Raw genomic sequence first — 25569 nt, forward strand, 5'->3', positions numbered from 1 at the left:
CGCATTCGCCGCGGTGCTCTCGCAACGAGAACTGTTCACCCGCGGGTTCTGGGGTGCGGTCTGCGCGGTGACCGCTATCGGCTAGATGGTCTCAAACCAGAGACATGTTACAGAGATGAGCTTCTCACTCCTCCCGGAGCAGGGGAATCACCGGGGCGAACGCGTCCATCTGGGTCGGATAGATCCCGACGTAGGACATACCGGTGAGCTGACGCACCCGGCGCACCTGATCGGCGATCTCCTCGAACGTGCCGATCGCCACATACGGCGAATTCAGCAGCTGCTCGACGGTCAGCTGGATATCCACCTCGAGATCCGGATGCAGGCCGCGGTCCAGCGCCGACAGCGCCATCTCCGCCGTCTTCTCCCGATCGTCGGTGATCACGATCGCGGTGATCGCCCAGTTCAGCTCGATCTGGGAGAACCGGTCGCCCGCGGCCTCCTTGATCAGATTCACCTTCTCGACGGTCTTCTCGAGGGTGATCCCGGAGAGCAGGCCTTTGCCCTGCGGCGTGGTGACCGGCACCACCGAGATGATGTCGGCGTGCTTGGCGGCCAGCTTCAGCATCCGCGGGCCACCACCGCCGGTACACAGCGGCGGGCGCGGGCCCTGGCGCGGCCGCGGCGTGCCCTTGATACCGCGCACCTGGTAGTACTTGCCCTCGAACGTGCATTCCTGCCCGCGTAGCAGCACGTCGAGAATGGTGAGCGTCTCGTCGAGTTTCGCGAGCCGGATCCCCGGCCGGTCGTAGTCCAGCCCGGCGGCGGCGAATTCGTCGGCCTTCCAGCCGGCGCCGATACCCACCTCGAGCCGGCCCTTCGACAGCACATCGATGGTGGCCAGATCCTTGGCCAGCACCACCGGATGGCGGAACCCGTTGGCCAGCACGGAGGTGCCGAGGCGGATCTTCTCGGTGGCCTGCGACAGCGCACCGAGAGCGGCGATCGGACCGATCTGGTCACCGAGATGGTCCGGTACCACGAAGGTGTCGTAGCCGTACTCCTCGGCCTGCTGCGCCGTCTGGATGAACTTGCGGGCGCCGCCTTCCTGCTTGTTCCCTTCGCCCGCGGCCGCGAAGCGGAACTTTCGCAACGGAGTGCCCAGCGCGCTCAACTCATCCACCGGTGCGGCGGCTTCTGTCATGAACTCATGCTCCTGGCTATCGGAAGTCACTGCGTATCCCGGCCGGCGCAGGGCCGGGACGCGCGATCACCAGCGCACTTTACAGCGTGCTGCGGGTGAGGGAACACGCTGCGTGCGGTGAATTGTCACAACGCGCCGCCGATACCGAGCGGCACCAGCGAAATTGCGCACTACCAGGCACGACACGCTTCCGTCGCATACGCGACACCGGCCGCGAGTGTCTGAGCCGGTACCGCTCGGCCGCATCGGTCGCATTCGCGGGCAGGTATCAGGAATGCGGCGGTGCCGGTGCGTTCTCCACCAGGCCGATCGCCCACTGAGCGGCCCACTGGGTCGCCGTGGTGCCGTTCTCGTCGACCACGAACCCGTGGTAGAGGCTGTGCACCGGATTCCCGACGGCCTGCGCCAGCGTGCCCAGGCTGCCGAGGATATTGCCCGGACTGAGCGCATTGCGCGGTGCGTCGCAGATCAGATCGCCCGGCGCGCAGATCGTGTACACCCGGTCGGCCAGATCACCGAAGCCTTCTGTGCGTGGACCCGTCATCGTGATTCCCGGCACGGTCAAACCGCCCAGCGCGACCTCCGCGCCGATCCCGGGCGGCGGGGTCCCCACCTGGATCGGCTGACCCGGGCCGGGCTCACCGGACCGGCGGCCGTCCGCGATCAACGTCACCCCGAGCACCCGTTCGGCCGGAACCGGGCCGTTGCCCTTGCCGATCTGCTCGGCGATATCCCCGGCGATCACCGCGCCCTGCGAGAACCCGGCGATCACATAGGTGGTGAGCGGGCATTCCTCGTGCCGCTGGGTGAGGAAATCGAAGGTCCGCCGCATACCCTCGGTACGCGAAACGTTGTAGGAGGCCTGCCCGTCCGGCGGGAACGCCACGGGGTTGGAGAACTGCGCGACGTAGGGGACGGTGTACACATCCACCCGCTGGTCCGGGAACTGTTCCCGCACCGGATTGCTGACGTTCAGCATGAGCGAGGCCGGGTTCGCCGTCGGGTTGTACGGGTCGTCGTTGCTGTTGGACTCCCACGTCCCGGGCACCGAGATCATCTGCACATCCGGGCAGCTCGCCGGCTGACTGGTCGGCTCCTCCGGCCCGGGCCCCGGCCCGGGCGGTTCCGGCTCCCGCAGGCAGCCCGCCAGCAGGTACCAGAGCAACACCACGATGACGAGCCCGGCCACCCCGAGTGCCAGCAGTGTCAGACACCCTGCCGACCGCGACCGCCGAGCTCCGCTACGTCCCCTACTCACCGGCAGCCACTAGCAGTAGTGCGCTTTCGCGGTATTGATGTAGATCTGCCCCGCCTGTTCGACCGGCATCTTCGCCGGATCGAACGTCGCGTCCGACCCGGCCATCGCGGTCACCCAGGTGAGCAGGCTCGCATCCGGTTCGCCCTGTGCCACCCCGTTGCACACATACGCACCGATACTCAGCGCGATATCCGGGCTGGACGGCGTAACGCCCTGTTTCGCGAGCTCGTCGATATAGGTCTGTTCCTTGGGCCCGAGCTGGCCGGTCTCGGTTTCCTGCGGCGGTACCGGCGCGGGGCGCTCGGGTTCGGCCGGCGGCTCCTCCGGTGCGGTCTCCTCGGGCGCCGGGGCCGCCTCCGGGGCGGGGCTCTCGGCCTCGGGCGCCGGCGCCGGTGCCGAGCTCGCGGACGGTGCGGCGGCCGGGGTCGACAAGGTCGGGGTGCTGGTCGCGGTCGATTCCTCGTCACCGCAGCCGGCGAGCAGTCCGGCGGCCGCCACGGCCGCCACCACACCGAGCAACGTGCCTCGGGTCCGATACATACATTCCATCCTGTGTTCCGGCGCGCAGTTGCGCGCATGTCCACGGCGGCCCGAGATCAGGCGCCGCAGACCCATGGGTTGACCGTAACGTTACGTCCCGGGCCCAGCGCGTAACGCGGGCCGCGACCCCCGAGGGTAATACTGTGTCTTTTTGCGCGCCTCCGGCGCGCTGGTTTTGGCCCCCTGAGTCCCTGCTGTCAGCACTCGACACTCGCGGCTGCGCCGCATCGCATCGAGCACTGACAGCAGGGACGGGCCAAAACCTCTCAGGGCCTCGTAAGACTCGGCACCGCCGTGGTCACGTTCGGTTCCGGGGTTATGCGAACCTCCGCGGGCCTCGTAGGACTGGGCGCCGCCGCGGTCCCGTACAGCTCGAGGTGTCAGCGCACCTCGACGCGGTTGTCTCGGACAGTAACCGACCCGTGTTGGAAGTTTTGTTGTATTCCACCAGGAATGGCGAACTCGTCGCTGATCGGGAAACCCAACCGGCCGTTCTCGAATCCGGCGTCGCGCCAGGCGTCCATGATCGGGCCGTTGCGGACGGCCCAGGCTCCCGAGAGCGGGCTCCAGTAGATATTGCCCCCTTCGAATCCGCTGAACCGGCCGAAATCCTTCAGCGGGAGCTCCGGACCCACCGGGAAGCCCAGCCAGCTGTTCTCGAAGCCCAGTTCGGCGTATTTGCCGAGGATGAGACCTTCCACACGGTGCGCTCCGGTGGCCGGGCTGAAATAGAACGGGCCGCCTTCGAAGGATTGCACCGCACCGTCACGGTTCGGCGTCTTCACCTCCGGGCCCACCGGATATCTGGCCGGGCCGCCCTCGTAACCCTGGCGTCCCCACTCCGCCAGAATCGCCCCGCGCACCACCTGCGCGCCGGTCTCCGGCGTCCAGTACAGCGATCCGTGCTGGAATGCCTGATATCGACCCCGCCCGTCCGGCAGCGGGATCTCGGCGCCGACCGGCATCCCGAGCGCGCCGTGCGGTCCGGCCGCGGCCTGGTACCCGCCACCGATCCGGCCGGCCACCGGATGGGCACCGCCTTCCGGTGTGTAGAAAACGCGGCCGCGCCGGAAATCCTGGGCGATTCCGCCGGGCACCCGGTATTCGCCCGTGAGGCAGTCGCCGAGCCAGCCGTTGCCGGCGGCCACGGCCCCGATGTCACCACCGGCCGCGCAGGGCGGTTTCGTGGCGGAGACGCCGAGCGCGGTGGCGGCCTGCGGCCAGGACTGGCGCATTTCGAAATCCCAGTACGGCCAGGTGTGGGTACCGGCGGAACGGTACTTGACGGTGGCGGGTATCTGCAGTTCGTCGAGTTTGCGAATGAAATTCTGGGAGGTGATCAGGGCCAGCGTCTCCAGACCCATTCCGAACATATTGGTGCTCACGCCCGGTATCTCCGAGCCTTCGTCGTGCTTACCGGAGGCGCCGGTGCCGCTCGATATATAGAGGGATTTACCTTTCAGGCGGTCGGCCAGATACAGCGGATCGTGTTCTTCCCACTGCGGGCTGCCGGGCGGCCCCCACATCGCCGCGGCGTCGAAACCGCCCGCATCGGCCATCGCGAGCCGGATCGCCTGCGGCATACCCGTACTCGTGGTGGTCAGGAATCCGGAGTAGGAGGCCGCGTATTTCGCGAAATCGGTGTTGCGGGCGGACAGGAACATGGCGGCGGTACCGCCCATCGACAGTCCGGCGATCCCGCGGGTGCCGGTGGCCCGCCATTGGCTTTCCAGCAACGGGGGAAGTTCCTTGGTGAGGAAGGTTTCCCATTTGTAGTTCTTGCCGTTGTTGGGTTCCAGCCAGTCCGAGTAGAAACTCGCCTGGCCACCGACCGGCAGCACCACGGTCACGTTCTTGTCCGCGAAGAAATCGACGGCGCCGGTCTCTTTGATCCAGCCGCTGTCGTCGTCGGTGGCGCGCAGCCCGTCGAGCATGTACAGCACCGGGAACTTCGCGTCCGGCTGAGTGTTCCAGTCGCGCGCCAGCAGCAGCCGCACCTGGATCGGGGCGCCCATGGCGGGCGAGTTCACCCATACCGCGACGTGCCGGTCGGAATGCCAGACGATATTGCGGATCGTCGCCGGCGCTGCTGCCGCGGTGGGCTGCGCCGGTGCCGGGGCCTGTGCGGCGGCGAACGGCAGCACCAGGGCGGCCGCCAGGACGGCGAGTCCGCGCCGGGCGCGGCTACCGGGCCGGCCGGTTGTCCCCCCTGCTGCGCGTTTCTTCGCTGCCACACACTGTTTGTACCGCCGCCGGGCCCGGATACCCGGTAGACGCGCTGAGGAGCAAACCGGTTGATCCCCGGCATGGCATGGAAAGACGAACGGCGCCACCTGCTTCGATAGGAAGCAAGTGGCGCCGTTGCGCGGTGCTATCGGTTCAGCGGCAACCGATCAGCATAGGGTTCGATCACCAGCCGTTGGTGGAATCCAGGAACATCTTGCGGGAGGCGAAGAGCTGGCCTTCCCAGTACTTCCAGGAGTGGGTGCCCACGTTCGGGAAGTCGAAGTGGGCGTTGATACCCAGCGTCTTCAGCCGCGCCTGGAACGCCCGGGTGTTCACCAGGGAGAGTGCTTCCAGAGCCATGGCGTTACCGGTGTTGAACGCGCCGATCGCGGAGGCCGGCTTGTCGTACGGGCCGGGCAGGCCGCTGGCCGCCGAGATGTACATCGGCAGGCCGCGCAGCTGCGGCGCGAAGACGAACGGGTCCATCCGCAGCCACTGCGGGCTCCACGGGGCGGCCATCGAGTCCACGTTGAAGCGGCCCGCGTCGAGCATCGCGATGCGGATGGCTTCCCGCATACCCGGCGCCGAGATGTTCAGGTAGCCGGAGTAGGCGGCCGCCGACCGGAACTGGTCGCGGTGGTAGGCGGCCAGGGCCAGCGCGGCGCTGCCACCCATCGACAGGCCCGCGATCGCGTTGTTGGTACGCGAGACGCCGTGACCCTCGAGGAACGCGGGAAGCTCCTTGGTCAGGAACGTTTCCCACTTGTAGGTGAACTTCTGGCCGTTGGTGTTGCTGGGGGCGTACCAGTCGGCGTAGAAGCTCGACTGCCCGCCGACCGGCATGATCAGCGAGATGTTGTCGTTCGCGAACTGCTCGAGCGCATTGGTCTCGAACGACCAGGCGTTACGGTCTTCGCGGGCGCGCAGACCGTCGAGCAGGTAGAGGCCGGCGTTGCCGCCGCGCGCCGCCCACTGCACCTGAACCTTGATCGGGCCCATGCTGGAGGGAACCATCAGCTCCTCCAGGCCGGCGCGATGCACCGGGGACGCCGCCGGCGAGGCCACGGCGGTCGGCGCCGCGATACCCGCGGCGACCGGTAGTGCGAGCGCAGCCGCACCGATAGCCAGAATCCGGTTACGCCAACCGCGAGGTGCCCGTGACCGCCCCGTCTCTCTCTTCGGGCCGGCTGCCCTGCCGAAACGCATGAATTCTGCTCTCTTTCTGCTGTTGTGGTGTGCTCCGCCACCGCTGCGCGGACCACACCCCGTTTCTCCTCGGCGGCGCCGGCGGCCGGTCCCGACCAACCCTTTGGCCGACAGCGCTACAACGATCTGGTCACAGATGTGCTCGCTGGACCTTATTCGACCCGATCGGGCTCGAGCAAGGCCGTGCTGATCGGATGACCGAAATGCGCCGCGAGAACGTCTGTGATCGCCCCGTGACGATACCTTGCCGCGGCGTTGATGTCTCGGTGGGCCGCGATATTCTCCCGTTATCGAAATCGCCCGCTGACCGGGCATGTGTAACGGAATACCAACCAGAGGCGAATTCGTATCGACAGCAGTGTGCCCGCCACCGGAGAACTCCGGGTGGCGGGCACACTGCTGTGGTCGCGGGACCCCGTTGCCGGGGCCCTGCCACCGCGGGTTATCCGATATTCGCCGACAAATCCGGAATCATCCGATGCACTTCGGCTTCCCAGTACGTCCACGCGTGGATACCGGTGGCGGGGAACGAATAGGTGACATTGTTCGCACCCAGCGACATCATCCGCAGCTGGAACGACCGGGTATTCGCCAGGGCCAGCGCCTCGAGCGCCATCCCGTTGACGGTATTGCCGTTGAAGCCGTCGGCCGGCGCGGGAAGCGCGCTACCGGCGGATATCCAGAGCCTGGTGTTGTGGTCGCGCAGCAGCGGCGCGAAGACGAACGGATCCATCCGCAGCCATTGCGGCCCCCAGGGCGGTGCCATCGAGTCCACGTTGTATCCGCCGGCGTCGATCATGGCCAGCCGGAGGGCTTCGCGCATACCGGGCGCGGAGATGTTCAGATAGCCGGAGTAGGAACCCGCGAAACTGAACTGATCCGGGTGATAAGCGGCCAGGGTGAGGGCACCGCTGCCGCCCATCGACAATCCGAATACACCGTTGCGGTAGGGGTTGAAACCGAGCCGATCGCGCAATGCCCAGCGCAAATGCTGGTTGATGAACGTTTCCCAGGCGTAGCGATAGCTTTTGCCGGGACCCTCGGATATCACGTTCAGCGCGCCCGAACCCGAGGACGAGCCGGTGGGCGGCGCCCCGAAGAAGGAACTCGGCGCATTCCAGTCGGCGTAGAAGCTCGACATACCGCCGACCGGCATGACGACGTTGATATTCCAGTCGGTGAGCGCGTCGGCGACATTGGTGTCGAACTCCCAGCCGCTATGGGTTTCGGGGGCGCGCATACCGTCCAGCGCGTAGACGACGCGGTTGGTGTTGCCGTCCTTGGCCCGGAAGATCCTGGACCGGATCGGGCCCATCTCCGGGGAGTTCACCACGAAATCGAATCCCCGCGGGTTGGGTGCCGCCTGGGCCGGGGCGCCCGTATCGGAGAGCGCCACCGCGAGGGGCGCGAGCAGTGCCACGGTGATCGCCAGTACCCATCGACCGCCCCGGCGCCGGGGTCGTACCGATCTGAGCCTTCGCGCACTTCGCATTCGACTGGACCTTTCGCCTGGACAGCCGGACAGCAAATCACGAGCTACGTTACCGGCCCCATATCGGATACATAGACGACGGCTACCAACGGACACGGAAGCCGTTATCTGGATACCTGCTCCTGGTGTATCAATCGACCAGATAGGGGTCCATGTTGCCAGATAGTGGCGCAGGTCATAGGCAACTCGCGTGGCGCGGATGCATTTTCGTTGCCGGATGCCCGCATCCCGCGCGACCGCAATGTTTCCGCAATGCGCGCCGCGCACCCGGCAGATCAGCCGATATTCGCCGACAGATCCGGGATCATCCGGTACACCTCGTCGGTCCAGTACCGCCAGTTGTGGACCCCGACGGCCGGGAAGTCGTAGGTGACGTTATGCGCGCCCAGCGACAACATCCGGGCCTGGAAGGCCCTGGTGTTGACCAGCGCCAGCGATTCCAGCGCCATGGCGTTGACGGTGTTCACATCCAGCCCGTCGGCTGCCGCGGGCAACCCGCTGCCCGCCGAGATCCACAGCCGGGTGTTGTGGGCACGCAGCATCGGCGCGAACACGAACGGGTCCATCCGCAGCCACTGCGGGCTCCACGGCGGCGCCATCGCATCGATGTTGAACCCGCCGGCATCCAGCATCGCGACCCGCAGCGCCTCGCGCATACCGGGTGCGGACACGTTCAGATAGCCGGAATACGAAGCCGCGTAGCGGAACTGATCCGGGTGGTAGGCGGCCAGGGCGAGGGCCGCGCTACCGCCCATGGACAGCCCGAACACGCCGTTGCCGTTGGGGTTGAAACCGAGCCGGTCGCGCAATGCCCAGCGCAGGTCACGGGTCAGGAAGGTTTCCCATTTGTACGTGCTGGACCGGCCCAGACCGGCCGCCGAACCCGACGCCAGCCCGGATCCCGAATCCGCGGCCGACCCGGTGGCACCACCGGCGCTACCGGAGCTGCCCAGTCCGAAGAAGTTGCTCGGCGCGTTCCAATCGGCGTAGAAGCTGGAGCGGCCGCCGACCGGCATGACCACGTTGATATTCCATTTGGTCAGTTCCCGGGCGACGTCGGTATCGATCTCCCAGCCGCTGAGATCGTCGCGGGCGCGCATCCCGTCCAGCGCGTAGACGACCCGCCCGGTGTTCCCGTCGGCGGCGCGGAAGATCCGCGATTTGATCGGGCCCATCTGCGAATCGACCCAGAAGTCGAACCCGAAACCGGGATCGAACCGGGCGGCAGCGGGTGCGTCCGGTCCGGCGACCGAGACTCCGGCGGCCGGCAGCAGCAGCGCCAGGGACAGTAGGGCGGCACGTTTGAGCCGGTCACCCAGCTTCCGTGCCGGGTGGCCGGTCCGTCGACCGCGGCCGATAACGCCTCGCATTGCTCCCACCCTCCGTCGTGCGACCAGTCGATCGCATGGTCCACCACCGGTCTCCGCATTTCATCGGGGACTGACGCGAGCACCATAGCCCGACGCGGTACCCGTTGCCCGCCGAGAACACGCGGGGAAAACCGCAGTGCCGAAAAGCTATCAGAGAACGGGCAGATCAGCGCACCGGTGGCACCGGATCGACCAGGCCACAGCGTTGAATCTCATACTCCGGTACCCGATCGATGCGGTAGGACGCGAAATCGAACGCGTGCAACAGGTTGTGCTTGAAGCGCTCGAACGTCAACGGGCCCTTGTAGGAAAGCATCAGCGCGTGGGTCTGCGGGCAGGACATGGCGACGTGGGCCTGTTGCACCCAGTCCTCGTCCATATACCAGGGCAGCCACGGTTTGCGGTCCACCATGCCGGTTTCCACGATCACCCAGTCGGGGTAGAGGCTCTTGTCGTGGCCGATACGCCCGTCGGTGAGCCGTTCGGTGTGCGCGGCCAGTGGGAAGGCCAGACCCATCGGATCGATCACCCGGACGTCGAGCGGGACGTTCATGCTGGTCATACCCAGGTTGAGGAAGTAGACCGTATGCCCGGCGCCACCCGGCGGGATCGGAACCGGCGGCGGTGCCACGTACCAGAACATGAACGACGGCGAATTCAGCAGGAGCCCGCCGTCGGGGGTTTGCTCGATGGCCTCCACCATGGGCCGCATCCGCGCGTAGTCGAGGTAGTCCTCGGCGCGGATCGGGTGATCGTGGCCGGTGTTGAGCACGTAGTAGATGCGCTCGTCCACGATCCCCGACTTGTTGATCTTGGTACCGGTTTTGATCGCGGTGGTACCGGAGGCCAGCAGCGCCCACGCCACGGTGCCCACCAGCGCGACCACCAGCAGCGCGAAAGCCGGTGCGTCCCGGCGCGTCAAGGCCCGTACACCGCCGTCGGGCAACCGCAGCGGCAGCACCGCCACCGGCAGCAGGAACAGGAACAGCTGCGGCAGCAGCATCCGGCCGTGCATGAAATCGCCACCGACGCGCAACGCGTAGACGGTGAGGATCACCGCGGCGCCCAGCACCAGCGTGACCACCGCGGCCGGTGTCCGCAGCCATTCGCGCAGCCGCCGGGCCCGGCCGGACCGCTCCCGCGTGGAGTCCTGCTCCGCGGCGGGGTCCACCACGACCGGCTCGGTGTGATACACCCGGGCCGCGACCAGCCCCGCGATCAGCAGAATCGCCAGCGGCACGTAGAGGTAGTACGGACCCGCGAGATCCCAGAGATAGGTGAAACCCTGCCCCCATTTGGCGCCGCCCGCATCCTTCGCGACCGCGGTGTTCGGGTACGGCAGCCCGTAGTAGCCCATCCGCCAGACCTGGTAGCACAGCGGTACGAAACCGGCCACCGCGACGATCAGTCCGCGCAGCAGCCACGGCCGCAACCGGGAGGCGGGCATCGGGGCGATGAAGATCATCAGCAGCGCCAGGCCGCCGACCACCGCCATCTCCGGCCGGATCAGCGGTGCCAGCCCGGCCAGGAACGCCAGGCCCAGCAGCCCCGGCACACCGGGACGTTCGGCCTTGCTCCAGCGGACCAACAGCAGCCACAGCAATCCCAGCCAGCAGATGACCAGGCAATTCTCCAGGCCGGAGGTCGCATAGTCACGGGCAGGGGGCACGGCGATATAGGCGAGGGCACCGGCCGGGATCAGCAGGGTCGATGTCGCCGGCCCCCACAGTTTCCCGGTGCCGAGCATGGCGAAAAGCAGCGCCAGCACCGAAAGCGTCAGGGCCACACCCAGGACGACGTACTCCAGCCGGGCCTGGGTGAGCCAGCTGAAAAACCAGACGATGTAGGTCCAGGCCGTGCTGGTGTTGGTCTCCACGCGCTCGCCCGCGTTGAACACCGGGCCGTTGCCGGCCAGCAGGTTGCGCACGGTACGCAGCACGATGAGACCGTCGTCGGCGATCCAGCGGCGCTGCCAGCCGCCGTAGGCCAGCAGCGCGAGGGTCACCACGATTCCCCCGGCGAATACCGCACGCGGTAGCCGGGACGAACGCGCCGACGAGCGAGGCTGCTCCGAGGCAGCCCGCTCGCCGGTCTTTTCAGTTTCCGCTACCGCAATCTCGTCAGAAGAGATAGACAGCGACACCTACCGCTCCGATCCAGGCAATGGCGAGCAACTGCAGGACGCGGTCTCCGAAGGCGATCTCTTCCGGCTCGCCGGCCTCGCCACCGTCGACATCCACGGCGTACCGCAGGATGGCGATGGTGAACGGGACCATCGAGAAGGCGAACCACTCGTTGTCTTTGACCTCACCCTGTTCGAATGCCCACAGTCCGTAGAAGACCACGACCGCGGTGGCAGCCAGGCTCCACGTGAATCGTAGGTAGGTGGGGGTGTAGTACTCCAGCGATTTGCGAATCTTTGCCCCGGTCGAAAGGGCCAGCTGCAGTTCGGCGTACCGCTTACCGGCCGCCATGAACAGCGAACCGAAAGCCATGATCAGCAGGAACCACTGCGACAGCGGGATTCCGGAGGCCACGCCGCCGGCGATCGCGCGGAGCAGGAAGCCCGAGGACACGATGCAGATGTCCAGAACGGCCTGATGTTTGAGCCCGAAGCAGTAGGCCAGCTGAATACCGACGTACACCCCGATGGTGACGGCCAGCTGCCAGTTCGCCAGGAAGGAGAGGCCCACCGAACCCACCAGCAGCACCGCCGCCAGCGCGAAGGCCAGGTTCACCGGAACCACACCGGCCGCGATCGGACGGAACCGCTTGGTGGGATGCGCCCGGTCGGCCTCGACGTCCATCGCGTCGTTGACCAGGTAGATGCCCGAGGCCGCCATGCAGAAGACCACGAAGGCGATCGCGACACTGCCGAGCACGTCCAGATCGGTGACCGACCCCGCCGCCATGGGCGCGGCCAGTACCAGGACGTTCTTCACCCACTGCCGCGGGCGGGCGGCCTTGATCAGACCGCCGACCAGCGTTTTGGGCGGGCCCTTGACCTCGGCTTCGGCCAGATCGGCGCCGGTGGGCTCTTCACTCATATCAGGCAGCGCCTTTTCGTCTTGTACGGTCACTGTCGAGTCTCTTTTCGGCGGCGAGCAGGACGGCGGCGGACGCGGCGCCGAGCGCGGAACCGGCGATCACATCGGAGGGGTAGTGCACCCCGAGAACGACCCTGGACAGCAACATCGGCGGTACGAGCACCGCAGGCAAGGGTAGCCCGGTCAATTTTCCGAGCAGCACCGCCGCCGCCGTTGTCGAGGTCGCATGCGAGGAGGGGAAGCTGAGTTTGCTCGGCGTACCCACGTTGACCTGCACCGATGGCGCATGCGGGCGGGGCCTGCGAACGACGCGCTTGATCACGATGGAAGCGGCGTGCGCACCCACGGCGCCGACCGCGACCCCGGCCCATTGCCGCCGGCGGGGCTTGTCGGCCAGCGCACCGGCCGCGGCGATCGCGACCCAGCCCAGCGCGTGCTCCCCGAAATGCGACATTCCGCGGGCCGCGGACACCACCGCGGGCGTCGCGATAGCCCCCTGGACGGCCTCGATGATCTTCACTTCCGGCGGGACGCTGCCCGCGGTCGTGTCCTGCAGGCTCGGGTTCATCGCATTCACCGTTCGGACTCCGCCTTGCTGTCGATACCGAAAACCTTCTCCCAGGCGGCCGTCCCGGTGAGTTCGGCATGCGCGGCCCGGTACCGCTGCCGCATCTCCGGCATCCGGTCGGCGAGTTCCTTACGCAACCGCAGCGCCTCCCGCAGCAGCCCGTAGGCCTGCCGCGGATCCCGCTTCCGGTACACCACCCCGCGCCCGTCGGCGGTGGTGACGGTGACCCCGTCGACCTGCGAGAGCAGGAACCAGCGCGCGTCCAGGGTCGGCACATTGAGCTGCGGGCGCTCGTGATGTTCCGGATGCGCCGGCCGCAGATTGTTCAGCACACCTTTGCCGAGCCGCACGATCTTGGCGATCGGGTTGGCCGGTTCGGCCACCGCGCCCACCCCGATCCCGCTGGCCAGCGGGAGTTCGGTCGAGGACGGCAGGATCACCGCGTCCGGATACTGTTTGCGCAGTTCGTGCACCGCGCCGAGCGCGCTCGGCAGCAGTTCGAACAGACGCTGCGGGCCGGCCAGGAAATCGCGGATCGCGAGATTCTGGATGGCGACCGTCGAATATTCGAGGCAGAGCAGATGTTTCAGGGTCGCCTTGACGGTGTGCGCGATCATCGCGCGCCCGTTACCCGGCTGGTACAGCGAGGCCACCACCAGGCGGTTGCGCAGATGGAAATACGCCTGCCAGTCGATGGCGTCGTCCTTATCGCTCCACGCCATATGCCAGACCGCGGCCCCCGGCAGGGTGACCGTCGGATAACCGGCCTCGCGGGCCCGCAAACCGTATTCGACGTCGTCCCATTTCAGGAACAACGGCAGCGGCTGCCCCAATTGTTCGGCCACCTGCCGCGGGATCACACAGGTCCACCAGCCGTTGAAATCGCCGTCGATACGCCGGTGCAGCAGTTTCGAATTGTCCCGGTCGCGCAGCGGGTACTTCGCGAAATCGTGGTCGTATTCGACATTCGGCGCGGCCGACCACATGAAGATATTGCGGTCCACCACCTCGCCCATCACATGCAGATGCGAACGTTCCTGCAGGTTGAGCATCTGGCCGCCGACCAGCACCGGGGATTTCGCGAAACGGGCGAAGGCCAGGGCGCGCAGAATCGAATCGGGTTCGATCTCGATATCGTCGTCCATGTAGACGATGTATTCGGCGCTGGTGGTTTTCAGCGCCTCGTACATGACCCGGCTGTAGCCACCGGACCCGCCGAGATTCGGCTGGTCGTGAATGGCGAGCCGGTCGCCCAGTACGGCGGCCGCCTCCTCGAAACCGGGTTCGTCGACCACTTTGCGGGTGCCCTGATCGGGGATGATCACCGCGTCGATCTGCGCCAGGACCAGCGGGTCGGCGCCGAGCGCGGTCAGCGTCTTCACCGCATCGGTGGGGCGGTTGAACGTCGGCATACCGACCGCGATCCGGCCCTCACCCGGCGCTTCGATCGGCGCGTACCAGCCGCCGGACACCAGCGTCACCGCGGTATCGGTGGTGATATCGAACCAGAGCCAGCCACCGTCCTCGAACGGCCCGAAATCGGTCTCCAGTTCGAGGGTGACGGTTTCGGCACCCGCCGCGACCGCGAACTCACCACCCTGCACGTGGATCCGCGACCCGTCGGCCTTGGAGCGGTAGAGATCGACCCGCCCGTGCCCGGCCAGCTCCAGCCGCAGCACCACCGAATCGAGCATGCTCCAGCGCCGCCAGTAACTGGCCGGCAGCGCGTTGAAATAGGTGCAGAACGACACCTCGGATTCGGCGCCCACCGACAGCGAGGTCCGGGTGGTGGCATGCGCGCGGCGCGCATTGGTGGCCGACTCTTCCAGGTAGAGCGTGCGCACATCCAGCGGCTCACCCGGGCGGGGCAGGATCACTCGTTGCAGGAGCGATTTCGCACGGGTCGTGGACGGGCTGTGCGCCAGTGATGCGGAGGTCATACGTCGTTGTTCTCCTCGGCCAGCGGTGCACCCGTCTCCAGATGCGGCCGCAGCACATTGTCGAACATGTTCAGTGCACTCGCGATGGCCATATGCATATCCAGGTACTGGTAGGTACCGAGGCGGCCGCCGAACAGGACCTTCGCCGTGGCGGTCTCCTGTTTGGCCAGCGCGCGATACGCGGTCAGTTTGGCTCGGTCCTCAGGGGTGTTGATCGGATAGTACGGTTCGTCGCCGGTCTTGGCGAAACGCGAGTACTCGCGCATGATGACCGTTTTGTCCGTCGGGTAGTCGCGCTCCGGATGGAAATGCCGGGGCTCGATGATGCGGGTGTAGGGCGGATCCGCGTCGTTGTAGTTCATCACCGACGTGCCCTGGAAATCTCCGGTCGGCAGGACCTCGGTTTCGAAGTCGATCGTGCGCCAGCCCAGCTCACCCTCGGCGTAGTCGAAGTAGCGGTCCAGCGGGCCGGTGTAGACGACCGGGGCGTCCGGGTTCTGCGCGCGCAGTTCGTCGCGCACGTCGAACCAGTCGGTGTCCACCCGGACCTCGATCAGGTCACTGGCCGCCATGTTCTCCAGCCACTTCGTGTAACCCTCCTTGGGCAAGCCCTCGTAGGTGTCGTTGAAGTAGCGGTTGTCGAAGGTGTAGCGCACCGGCAGCCGGGTGATATTGCCGGCGGGCAGTTCCTTGGGATCGGTCTGCCACTGTTTGGCGGTGTAATCACGGACGAAGGCCTCGTAGAGCGGGCGGCCGATCAGCGAGATGGCCTTTTCCTCGAGGTTCTGCGCGTCGGAGGTCTCGATCTCGGCGGCCTGCTCGGCGATCAGCGCACGCGCCTCTTCGGGGGTGAAATACCGGCCGAAGAACTGCGAGACCAGTCCCAGCCCCATCGGGAACTGATAGGCCTGGCCTTTGTGCATGGCGAAAACACGGTGCTGGTAGCCGGTGAACTCGGTGAACTGGGTGACATAGTCCCAGACCCGCTTGTTCGAGGTATGGAACAGGTGCGCACCATATTTGTGGATTTCGATCCCGGTTTCCGGTTCGGGCTCCGAATAGGCGTTACCGCCGATATGCGGACGGCGGTCCAGCACGAGGACTCTCTTGCCGAGTAAATTCGCGCTGCGCTCGGCGACGGTCAGCCCGAAGAATCCGGAGCCGACGACGATCAGGTCGAACTGTGCGTTGTTATCTGAGTTACCCGGAGACGATGCGGCGGTCACGGGTGCCCAGCGTATCGGAAGCGTTTCCCGGCGCCAGTCGGGATCGGGGCCGGGTTCGTAACGGCTGGTCGGGGCGGCGGCATCGAAAATACGTTCGCCGGGGCCGGTGGGTGACCGGCCCCGGCGAACGGGGTGTTCCCAGCGAAGTGCCGGGTCTCAGTAGGCGTACGGGGCAGGGCCGTAACCGGCGGCCATCGCAGGCCTGCGACCTGCATCGATCCACTGCTTGGTGGAGCCGAGCGCCGCCAGGACCAGGGTCAGGACGGCGAAGGCGCCACCGACGATCGCGGTGAGCCCGAAGCCGAAGATCGAGACGATCACGAAGCCGACGCAGGCGACGATCACGGTGACCCGCCCGGCACTGCTGCGCCGCAGCAGCGCGATCCCGCCGATCAGCAGGGCCAGCGCGATAACGATGTAGGCGATACCCCAGACGACACCCACGCCCTCGAAGTCCAGATCCACGTCCGGACCGCTGCTGCTACTGCTGCTCGAGGAGCTGCTGCTGCGCCGGCGGGCGCCGGTGGCGAGCACGGCCCCGTTCGTGAGCGAGCTCTCGGAGGTGGCGGCGGCCAGGATGAACATGGAGATCGCCATACCGATGCTGGAGAGCGCACCCAGCAGCGCGAGGACCCCCGCGGTGATTCCCGTTCCCCCGCTCGGCGCCGGCTGCTGGTACCCGTACGGGCCGGGTGCGGCGGCGTAGGCGGGTGCCGGGTAGCCGGGGCCCGGGGCCGGGTATCCCGGCTGGTGCGGCGGCTGACCATACGGATAACTCATGGGACCTCCCCCTCGTCGAAATTTCCCGGAACTCTACCGTGCCGCAGCACAGTTCGCCGCCGGGATAACCCCCGAATTGTGAAACATGACCGTCCGCAACCCGGTTCGGGTGCGGACGGCCGCATTTCCGTTTCGCCTATTCGAGATCGGCGTCGGCGTACACCTTCATCGCGTCCCGGACCAGCTCCGCCGTGCCTTTTCCGTGCCGGTCGTAGTTGCTACCGAAACGTTCGTCGGCGACATACATTTCACCGAGCCCGGCGAATTGCTGCGCATCGGGCCGCCGGCCTTGCCAGCCGGTGGTAACCCACTCGTAGTGTCGCGCGGTGATCGCCTGGACCTCGGCGCTGTCCGGTGCCAGCCCGGCCCGCCACGCACGGCCGTAGTCCGCGGCGATATCGAGCTGATCCTGCTGGAACCGTTGTTTCTCTGCCGCGCTCAGCGAACCCCACCAGCGGTCGCCGCGTTCGTACGTTTCGGCGCCCCAGCGTTCGGCGACCTCGTCCTTGTATTGCGAATGGTCGAATTCTTCGAAAACTTCTGCCGCCACGAGTCGTTCACCCCTTTCCAATTTCTCCAGCGTGGTGCGTACCGACTCGATCCGGCGGCGGGTCCGCCGTTGTTCGCCGTGCAGCAGGTCCAGTTGGGCCCGCAAGGCGGTGGCGATGTCCCGCTCCCCGGCCAGGATCTCGCCGATTACGGGCAGCCCCACACCGAGTTCGCGCAGCAGCAGGATCCGCTGCAACCGGACCAGGGAGCACTCGTCGTAGTAGCGGTAGCCGTTGGCACCGATCCGGCTCGGCGGTAACAGCCCCAGCTGCCCGTAGTGGCGCAGCGTGCGGCTGGTGGTGCCGGCCGCCTTCGCCAGTTCCTGGATGGACCACTCACCGGTGTAGGAGCCCACGACCACTCACCTCGTTTCCGTATCGCGTCGGTACCACCGAGCGTGCACGTTGACGCAGCGTCGAGGTCAAGCGGTCGTGGGCGTGGTCTCAGCCGTCGGAGAGGTCGGTCACCTCCAGATCCATCGGGATCGTCGGCGCGCCGGGTACGGCCGCGGGACGATCGCCCGGCAGCCAAGCACCCGGCGAGGTATCCGGTGCGTCTGCGGCCCCCGCACGGCCGGCCGGGACCCGGCCCGGGGCGGTACCGGTCGCGCCGGAATCGCCCGCGCCGTCCGGACCGCTGGTGCCGGGTGCGCTCCGGCCCGCACCCGGGCCGTCCGGTCCGGTGGTCCCGGGCTCGCTCCGGTTCTCGCCCGAGTTGCCCGGATCGGACGTGCCCGGTTCGGTCGCGCCCTCGTCGGCGCTGCCCACCGCCGGATCCTCGAGGTCCGGTACCAGCTGCATCAGCGTCGTGAAATCCACCACCTGCGCGCCGAGGGTGGGCGTGTAGATGATGACGCCGTTCTCGAACAACCGGTAGCTGCCAGCATCGTCGGGCAGCGGCATTTCCGGCGTGACGGGCAGGCCGACCGCACTGCGCGCGCCACCCATTTCCGCGTATGCGGTATCGATCGGTGACGGGGTCTCCCCCGGCCGCACACCGGGCAGCGCCGGACTCCTACCGTCCGGTGACAGCGGCAGGCTGCCCTCCGGAGTCCGCGGCACCGGGGCACCCGCCCCGGGGGCCGAGCCGGATTTGTTGCCTTCCGGTGAGACCGGGGACACCCCGGGCGAGGCCCCCTCGGGCAGCGCGGCCTGGGTCTCCGGGTGTGCGGGCGGCGCGGGCATCGGCGTCGCGACCGTGAGTTCCGCGGGCGTCGGGCCCACCTCGAAAGTCTGGATATCGGCGGGAGAACCGCCGTCGGGTGCGGCCGAATACTCCGCCCGCAGAATCCGCCCGTCGCGCAACAGGACCCGGCCCGCGGTGGCCGCCACGGCGGCGGTGGTGCGCGAATCCTCCTGCGCGGTACCGCTGTAGACCTGGCAGTCGGTGGTGTCGCAGGTCTGTGCGTACGGCCAGCGGGTTTCGGCCAGGGCGTAGGAGCGGGCGGCGATCGCCTGCGCCTCGAGGGCCGCGGGGGCCCAATCGGCCGGCATCTCCGCCGGGATGACGCCGAGCAGGTAGTCCTGTACGTCCACCCGGTTGACCGTGCGTGGTTCGCCGTTCTCGGTGGCCACACCGAGCGAGCCCCGGTAGGCGCCGCCGTCGCACAAGGTGAGATGTTCGTTCGCCGGGCGGCCGGGGTTCGGGTCGATCGGGTAGACCCACGGGTCGCCCACGGCGGTCTCCCAGAGCACCGCGCCGTCGCATCCGTCGGTCACCACCACGCGCGCGCCGCCGTCGGGCAGCGGTATCAGCCGGGCCGCCTCGCCCGCGTTGATCGTGCGACCCGCCACCCGCGCACCCGCATCCGAGTAGACCACCGGTTCGGCACCGTCGTAGCCCTGCAGCCGGACCGAGACCGAGGCCGGGCCGATGGTCCCGATCTCCGCCCCCGGGTAATAGAAGGAGAGGATCTGCTCCGGGCTCTGACCACTGCGGGCATTCTGCAGCGCGCCGTGCTGGCTCAGCCCCCGGCCGTGCCCGGGACCGGCCTCGGCAATCATCCGGTATACCTCCGCGGCCGGGGGCGTCAAGAGGGCTCCACCGATCAGCAGCGCTGTGGCCCCGCAGGCGAACATCGGGCCCGGTCGAATCCGCCGATTCCGCATAGATTGCGGCATTCTGCGCACTACCAGCGGATTCGTAAGTCGCAGTGGAGCTTTCGGGCGAGTTATGCTCTTTCGGTATGGCATCCGTGCACTCCCATCGTTTTGCCCGGACGTTTGCCTCGACGCGACGTCGGCATGTCGTTTCGACCGGCCACGATCCGGGAGCTACATTCGAGCGACCAGGTAAGCCTCAACCTCAGGTTTAGATTTGTGACGAATGTGGCTAGTGTGGTCCGTGAGACTCGAGTACGCAAGCATGACTTGCTCACCGATCACTGGTTGCAACCCTGATTGGAGACGCTCGTGCCCTACCGCAAACCGAAGCGTTCCTATGTCCTGCCGGTTGTCGCGCTAGTTGCGGTCGCGGGCCCGATCCTGGTCCCCACGGTCACCGAATCCGGGAAACCGGCCGACCAGGTGGAACTCACCGCCGTACCGCCGCTGCTCACCCAACTGGCCCTGAAGAACGCACCCGATATCGTCCTGCCGCTGGGCGAACTCACCGGCCTCGACCTGCCCGATCTTCACCTCTCCGATCTGCAGGCGCTGGGTCTGCCGGGGATCACCCCGTCCCCCACCAGCCCCGGGCCGGGCGCCGGGATGCCCGGCCGGCAGCCCGGGCTCGGCTTCGTCACCGCAGCCCCCGGCGGCACACCGGCCGCCGACACCCCCGCGCTCACCCCCGGCGTCATCCCCCCTGAATTCATGAATGCCGTCGGCGCCCAGGTCAAAGAACTGACCCGCGAGCAGCCGTTCAGCATGGTCGCGCTCACCGCGCCCGATCTGGCGAACACCACCGTGATGGTCCGCGCCAAACAACCCGACGGCGCCTGGGGCCAGTGGTACGAGGCCAGCCCGATCGACGGCGCCGACGGCGTCGCCGACGGCGCACCCGCCGGCACCGACCCGATCTACGTCGGCAACACCACCGCCGTACAGGTACTGGTCACCCGCAAACCCCGGCAGAGCCCGGGTGGCGGACTCGAACCCACCCCCGCCGCGGCGGGGGAACAGGCACCCCCCGACCTCACCGCCGTCCTGATCGACCCCGGCCGCGGCGCCGTCGACGACCATCTCCAGGACATCGCCGCCGCCCTGCCCGGCGGCGGCCCCCGCGTGATCACCCGCGACCAATGGGGTGCCGACGAATCGATCCGCTGCCAGGAACCCACCTACGACGACGGCCTCGGCGGGATCACCGTGCACCACACCGCCGGCCGCAACGACTACAGCAAGGGCGAATCGGCCGGCATCGTGCGCGCCATCTACGCCTACCATTCACAGACCCTGGGATGGTGCGATATCGGCTACAACGCCCTGGTCGACAAGTACGGGCAGATCTTCGAGGGCCGCTACGGCGGCCTCAACGAACCGGTGCAGGGCGCGCACGCCGGTGGCTTCAACGAGAACACCTCCGGGGTCGCGATCATGGGTGACTACCAGGCCGAACAACCCACCGACGAGGCCGTGGAGGCCACCGGGAAATTCGTCGGCTGGCGCGCGCGCATCGCCGGACTCGACCCGCGGGGCCAGACCACCATGTACTCCGAGGGCACCGAGTTCACCCCGTACGCCCAAGGCGAGGAGGTGCGGCTGCCGGTGGTGTTCGCGCACCGCGACGTCGGCAACACCAGCTGCCCCGGCGACGCGGCCTACGCCCAGATGGACCGCATCCGCACGATCGCCGCGGGTGAGGCCGGGCAAACCCAATCGCAGGCGCAGGCGCCACGCAGCCAGGCCTCCCGGTCCGATCTGGCCGCCCTCGCCGACCTCACCGCGAAGCTGCTGACCATGGTGAACGACAACCTGATCGCCCGGTACTGGGCGTCCAAGGGCGGCCCCGACGGCCCGCTCGGGCAGGCGGCCTCCGAACCGTTGCCCGCGGCGCAGGGCCAGCAGTACGCGAAGTTCGTCAACGGCTACGTCTACACGGCTCCCGACGGGCAGGCCCACGAGGTGGTGGGCAAGATCCTGGACCGCTTCCTCGAACTCGGTGCCGATACGGGCGCCCTCGGCCTGCCGCTGACCAGCCCGTACCCGGTGCCCGAGGGCCTGCGCGCCGATTTCCAGAACGGCTCGCTCATCCTGAACACGGCCACCGATATCGTCACCACGCTCTGGAAGACCTACAACGAACTCAACCAGCAGCAGGTCCAGGGAGCCCCCGGTACACCGAACCAGCACGCCCCCGGCACCCCCGCCGGGCCTGGGACTGTCGCGCCCGCACCGGCCCTCGCCGCGCCCGTCCCCGGCCCCCAGCAAGCGCCGGCCATCGCGGCACCGGTGCCCGGCCACCACCAGGCACCCGTCGCTGCGGCGCCGGAACTCCAGCAGACACCCGCCGACCCCGTAGCGGTCCGGGGACCACAGCCGGCACCGACGGTCGCGACGCCGGGGTCTCAGCAGGTACCCGTCGACGCAGCACCGGGACCCGAGGTTCAGCGGGCACCGGCACAGGAGCAGGCACCGGGTAGTCAGCCGGCATCGGCGCCGCATCCAACTGAAACACACGCGACGAATGGACCGGCGCCGAACGACCACACAGGGGGTATCGCGGAAGCACAGTCACCGCCTGCCGCGCCGATCCACGAACCACCACCGGCTCACCCGGCGAGCAACGGCACCGGACCCGCCGCCCCGGCTCTCGGCGCCCCGGCGGAGCAACCGCGGACACCGGCGACCACCGCTGCACCGCAGGCGCAACCAGCCCCACCGGCACCGGCGGGACTCGTACCCGGCGACGAACCGGCGCTGCCCGTGCCGGCCGCCTGACCGCCCAACGAACGACAGCGCCGACTGGACACTCGGTCGGCGCTGTCGTTCGTTCTGCCTTCGGATCCCGCAGCGATACGGGTGGACTGTCGAGTGCCGGTGGTGCAGCTCCCGGGCGACGGTCACCGCCCCGGGTCCTGCACCACCACAATGCCATCGAAACCGCGCGCTACCTGCACATCCGCGGAACTGTCCGGACCGGCCTGCTCAGGAACTCCCGGGTTCCCGGGGCCACCAGCGTTCCAGTACCCGCGCGACCCCGTCCTCGCTGTTGGTTCCCGTGATTTCGTCCGCGGCCGCGAGCGCGTCCGGATGCGCATGACCCATCGCCACCCCCAGCCCGACCATCCGCAGCATCGGGATGTCGTTGGGCATATCGCCGAACGCGATCATATCGGCGGGCTCGATCCCGAACCGCTCCCCGATGATGCGCAACCCGTGCGCCTTCGTGACCCCCGGGGCGGAGATCTCGAGCAGCCCGTGGTCGGTCGAATAGGTGATATCCGCCCGTGCACCGATATGACCGGCCAGTTTGCCCACCATCTCGCCGCTGCTCATCCCGGGCAGCCGGATCAGCATCTTGATCGCCGGCGAGTCGATCACCTCGTCGCGCGCCACCGCGGTGTCGTCCGGGTTCAGCCACGCGTGCTCGTACTGCGGCGAGCTCACGAACTGCGGGGTCGCCGCATCGTGTGCGCTGATCCCGACCCGTTCGGCCGCGAGCCCGCACCCGGGCAGCACCTTCTCCGCGAGATCGGCGAGCCAGCCCAGCGTCGGAACATCCAGGACGGTGGTGCTCAGCACCCGATCGGTCTCGGCGTCGTAGAGCACCGCCCCGTTCCCGCACACACACAGCGGCGCGAACCCGAGCCCCGCGACCACCGGCGCGATCCAGCGCGGCGGCCGCCCCGTGGCCAGCACGAACTGCACGCCGTCGGCTACCAGCGCCCCGACGACGTCCCTGGTCCGCGCGGTCACCCGCTCGTACGGGTCGATCAGGGTGCCGTCCACGTCGGAGGCCACAAGTTTCGGTTTGGGCAGCTGCGTTGCGGTCACCCGCTCCATTCTGCTGTGTCCCCCCGCGGCGGCACCGCTGCCTCCCACGCGGCCGGGTCGCCATGGCCCCCGGCCGGCCGGGCGGCAAGCCCCGCACACGGCCAGGCTGCGGTGTCCCGCACCGCCTGGTCACGACCTCTCCGCACGGCCGGACGGCCGGGCGGCCCGGAAGTGAACACGCAGCGAGCCATCCGGCGCGCAGTGCGCGGCAACGCTCCCTATGATCAGGGGCTACACCTGATATCGAGGGGAACGATGGCCGGCTTTCTGTTGCGACGCGCACTCAACTACGTCGTGCTGCTGCTGCTGGCGTCATTCTTGACCTTCACCGTCGCATCGCTGAACTTCAATCCGCTGGAAAGCCTGGAACAGCGCAATCCGCGGCCGCCGCAGTCGGTGATCGATGCGAAGGCCGAAGAGTTACATCTGAACGACCCGATTCCGCAGCGCTATCTGATCTGGGTTTCCGGCGCCGTCCGCGGTGATTTCGGAACCACGCTGTCGGGTCAGCCGGTGAGCGAGGAACTTCCGCGACGGGTGGCGGTGAGCCTGCGACTGCTCATCCTCGGTTCAGTGGTGGGCACGGTACTGGGTGTGCTGATCGGTGCGGCCGGCGCGATCAGGCAGTACAAGTTCAGCGATTACTTCACCACCGTGATCTCACTGCTGATCCTGTCGACACCGGTGTTCCTGCTCGCGACCTTGCTGAAATACGGCGCCCTCGAAATCAACTCGATGGCCGGGCAACAGGTCCTGCTCTACACCGGCGAAACCTCGGCCGGGCATATCGAAGGTTTCGGTGCCCAACTGGTCGACCGGCTTCAGCATCTCGTCCTGCCGACGCTGGCGATCGCCCTCGGCGGTATGGCCGGATACAGCCGCTACCAGCGCAATGCCATGCTCGATGTCCTACAGAGCGATTTCATCCGTACCGCCCGCGCCAAGGGTCTCACCCGCACCAGGGCACTGTACAAGCACGGCCTGCGCACCGCGCTGATTCCGATGGCGACGCTGTTCGCCTACAGCCTGGGCGGACTGATCACCGGCGCGACCTTCACCGAGAAGATATTCGGCTGGCACGGAGTCGGCGAATGGCTGGTCGATTCGATCAACGCGCAGGACGTGTACGTAGTGGTCACTGTGACGGTATTCGCCGGACTGGTCGTGCTGATATCGGGACTGCTGTCCGACATCGTGTACGCGATCCTCGACCCCCGGGTGCGTGTGGCATGAGCGCGTTCGGGGCACCGCGTCACCACGCAGCAAGTTGCCCGCCGCGCGCCGGGCGCACAGATCCCGATACGGGGGCGCAATGACCGAAGCAGAGATCATCGTCCAGGGCGCACCGGAGGTCGCGGCGTCGGGCCGGCGCAAATTGGTATGGAAAAGGTTCCTGCGCAACCGGCCCGCGGTGTTCGGTGCGGTGGTGCTGCTTCTGCTGGTGCTGGCCGGATTCGCGTTGCCACCGCTGCTGCCCTATGACTATCAGGACCTCGACCCCACGGCCCTGTTGCAGCCCCCGAGCCCGCAACACCCGTTCGGTACCACCCAGATCGGACAGGACGTCCTCGCGCAAACTCTGCGCGGATTACAGAAATCCCTGCTCATCGGGTTCTGCGTGGCGATCATTTCGACGACCATCGCCGCGTTGGTCGGCGCTGTCGCCGGGCTGCTCGGCGGCTGGACCGACCGGGCTCTCATGTGGGTGGTCGACCTGCTGCTGGTCGTCCCGAGCTTCATCATCGTCGCGCTGTTCGCTCCCCGCACCAAAGGCAGCGGCTCGATCGTCCTGCTGATCGTCCTGCTCGCCGTGTTCGGGTGGATGATCAGCGCCCGAATCGTGCGCGGTCTGACGTTGAGTCTGCGCGACCGCGAATTCGTCCGCGCGGCCCGGTATATGGGCGCCCCGACCCGGACGGTGATCCTCAGCCATATCGTCCCGAATATCGCCTCGATCCTGATCATCGACACCACCCTCACGGTCGGTGCGTCGATCATGGCCGAAACCGGGCTCAGCTTCCTCGGTTTCGGTGTGCAGCCGCCGGATGTGTCGCTCGGCTCGCTGATCGCCGTCGGCACCGATACCGCGCTCACCTACCCGTGGTTGTTCCTGTTCTCCGGCGGACTGCTGATCGTCACGGTGCTGTGCGCGAACCTGGTCGGCGACGGATTGCGCGATGCGTTCGACCCCGGTGCGAAAGGCGCTCGTTCACGACCGTCCCGCAAAGTCCGTAAGGCACAGCGTTCCGGAAACGCCGAATCGGCCGAGAGCAAGCGGCGATGAGCG

The 25569-nt window shown here is 67.6% G+C and carries 19 protein-coding genes; 3 read left to right on the top strand and 16 right to left on the bottom strand.

Features of this window, described 5'->3' with window-relative positions; all coding sequences use genetic code 11:
• Positions 1–124: 124 nt before the first annotated feature.
• From ACQEVO_RS29710 to ACQEVO_RS29780, 15 genes are all read right to left on the bottom strand, one after another.
• Positions 125–1144 (bottom strand): LLM class F420-dependent oxidoreductase, encoded by a 1020-nt coding sequence (locus ACQEVO_RS29710; protein ID WP_432919729.1) that lies wholly within the window; start codon positions 1142–1144, stop codon positions 125–127.
• Between the two features lie 268 nt (positions 1145–1412).
• A complete protein-coding gene (locus tag ACQEVO_RS29715) occupies positions 1413–2402 on the bottom strand; it encodes a cutinase family protein (RefSeq protein WP_432919730.1) in 990 nt (329 codons plus the stop codon).
• Positions 2403–2411: 9 nt separating this feature from the next.
• On the bottom strand, positions 2412–2942 hold the full coding sequence (locus ACQEVO_RS29720) for a DUF732 domain-containing protein (protein WP_432919731.1): 531 nt from the start codon (positions 2940–2942) through the stop codon (positions 2412–2414).
• Between the two features lie 380 nt (positions 2943–3322).
• Positions 3323–5176 (bottom strand): alpha/beta hydrolase-fold protein, encoded by a 1854-nt coding sequence (locus tag ACQEVO_RS29725; RefSeq protein ID WP_432919732.1) that lies wholly within the window; start codon positions 5174–5176, stop codon positions 3323–3325.
• A 175-nt stretch (positions 5177–5351) separates the two neighbouring features.
• The gene (locus tag ACQEVO_RS29730) at positions 5352–6374 is read right to left on the bottom strand and encodes an alpha/beta hydrolase (protein WP_432919733.1); all 1023 of its coding nucleotides are present in this window, start codon (positions 6372–6374) and stop codon (positions 5352–5354) included.
• 442 nt (positions 6375–6816) lie between these two features.
• Positions 6817–7866 carry an alpha/beta hydrolase gene (locus tag ACQEVO_RS29735; protein ID WP_432919734.1) on the bottom strand — a complete coding sequence of 350 codons (1050 nt, stop codon included), beginning with the start codon at positions 7864–7866 and terminating at the stop codon, positions 6817–6819.
• 275 nt (positions 7867–8141) lie between these two features.
• Positions 8142–9236 (bottom strand): alpha/beta hydrolase, encoded by a 1095-nt coding sequence (locus ACQEVO_RS29740; RefSeq protein ID WP_432919735.1) that lies wholly within the window; start codon positions 9234–9236, stop codon positions 8142–8144.
• A gap of 166 nt (positions 9237–9402) precedes the next feature.
• Entirely contained in the window at positions 9403–11352 is a 1950-nt protein-coding gene (zomB, locus tag ACQEVO_RS29745) for a flagellar motor control protein ZomB (RefSeq protein ID WP_432923164.1), read from the bottom strand.
• A gap of 4 nt (positions 11353–11356) precedes the next feature.
• The gene (locus tag ACQEVO_RS29750) at positions 11357–12283 is read right to left on the bottom strand and encodes a decaprenyl-phosphate phosphoribosyltransferase (protein WP_432919736.1); all 927 of its coding nucleotides are present in this window, start codon (positions 12281–12283) and stop codon (positions 11357–11359) included.
• Between the two features lies 1 nt (position 12284).
• Positions 12285–12851 carry a phosphatase PAP2 family protein gene (locus tag ACQEVO_RS29755; RefSeq protein ID WP_432919737.1) on the bottom strand — a complete coding sequence of 189 codons (567 nt, stop codon included), beginning with the start codon at positions 12849–12851 and terminating at the stop codon, positions 12285–12287.
• Between the two features lie 5 nt (positions 12852–12856).
• A complete protein-coding gene (locus ACQEVO_RS29760; RefSeq protein WP_432919738.1) occupies positions 12857–14791 on the bottom strand; it encodes a glycosyltransferase in 1935 nt (644 codons plus the stop codon).
• The gene (glf, locus tag ACQEVO_RS29765) at positions 14788–16017 is read right to left on the bottom strand and encodes a UDP-galactopyranose mutase (RefSeq protein ID WP_432919739.1); all 1230 of its coding nucleotides are present in this window, start codon (positions 16015–16017) and stop codon (positions 14788–14790) included. Before glf ends, ACQEVO_RS29760 begins: the two co-directional genes overlap by 4 nt.
• 156 nt (positions 16018–16173) lie before the next feature.
• Positions 16174–16797, bottom strand: coding sequence for a hypothetical protein (locus ACQEVO_RS29770; protein WP_432919740.1), 624 nt, complete (start codon positions 16795–16797; stop codon positions 16174–16176).
• Positions 16798–16933: 136 nt separating this feature from the next.
• Complete coding sequence (locus tag ACQEVO_RS29775; RefSeq protein WP_432919741.1) at positions 16934–17701, bottom strand: MerR family transcriptional regulator; 768 nt, start codon at positions 17699–17701, stop codon at positions 16934–16936.
• 88 nt (positions 17702–17789) lie between these two features.
• The gene (locus tag ACQEVO_RS29780) at positions 17790–19349 is read right to left on the bottom strand and encodes a SpoIID/LytB domain-containing protein (RefSeq protein WP_432919742.1); all 1560 of its coding nucleotides are present in this window, start codon (positions 19347–19349) and stop codon (positions 17790–17792) included.
• A 408-nt stretch (positions 19350–19757) separates the two neighbouring features.
• Between ACQEVO_RS29780 and ACQEVO_RS29785 the strand changes: the two genes are divergently transcribed.
• Entirely contained in the window at positions 19758–22226 is a 2469-nt protein-coding gene (locus tag ACQEVO_RS29785; protein WP_432919743.1) for an N-acetylmuramoyl-L-alanine amidase, read from the top strand.
• 207 nt (positions 22227–22433) lie between these two features.
• On the opposite strand, the gene ACQEVO_RS29790 is transcribed toward ACQEVO_RS29785, so the two are convergent.
• Positions 22434–23291 (bottom strand): HAD family hydrolase, encoded by an 858-nt coding sequence (locus ACQEVO_RS29790; protein WP_432919744.1) that lies wholly within the window; start codon positions 23289–23291, stop codon positions 22434–22436.
• A gap of 246 nt (positions 23292–23537) precedes the next feature.
• On the opposite strand from ACQEVO_RS29790, the gene ACQEVO_RS29795 reads away from it, so the two are divergent.
• Positions 23538–24515: an ABC transporter permease gene (locus ACQEVO_RS29795; protein ID WP_432919745.1), complete on the top strand. Its 978-nt coding sequence runs from the start codon at positions 23538–23540 to the stop codon at positions 24513–24515.
• A gap of 79 nt (positions 24516–24594) precedes the next feature.
• On the top strand, positions 24595–25566 hold the full coding sequence (locus ACQEVO_RS29800) for an ABC transporter permease (RefSeq protein ID WP_432919746.1): 972 nt from the start codon (positions 24595–24597) through the stop codon (positions 25564–25566).
• The last annotated feature ends 3 nt before the right edge of the window (positions 25567–25569 follow it).

This window comes from Nocardia sp. CA-290969 (assembly GCF_050936135.1).
Taxonomy (GTDB): Bacteria; Actinomycetota; Actinomycetes; order Mycobacteriales; family Mycobacteriaceae; genus Nocardia.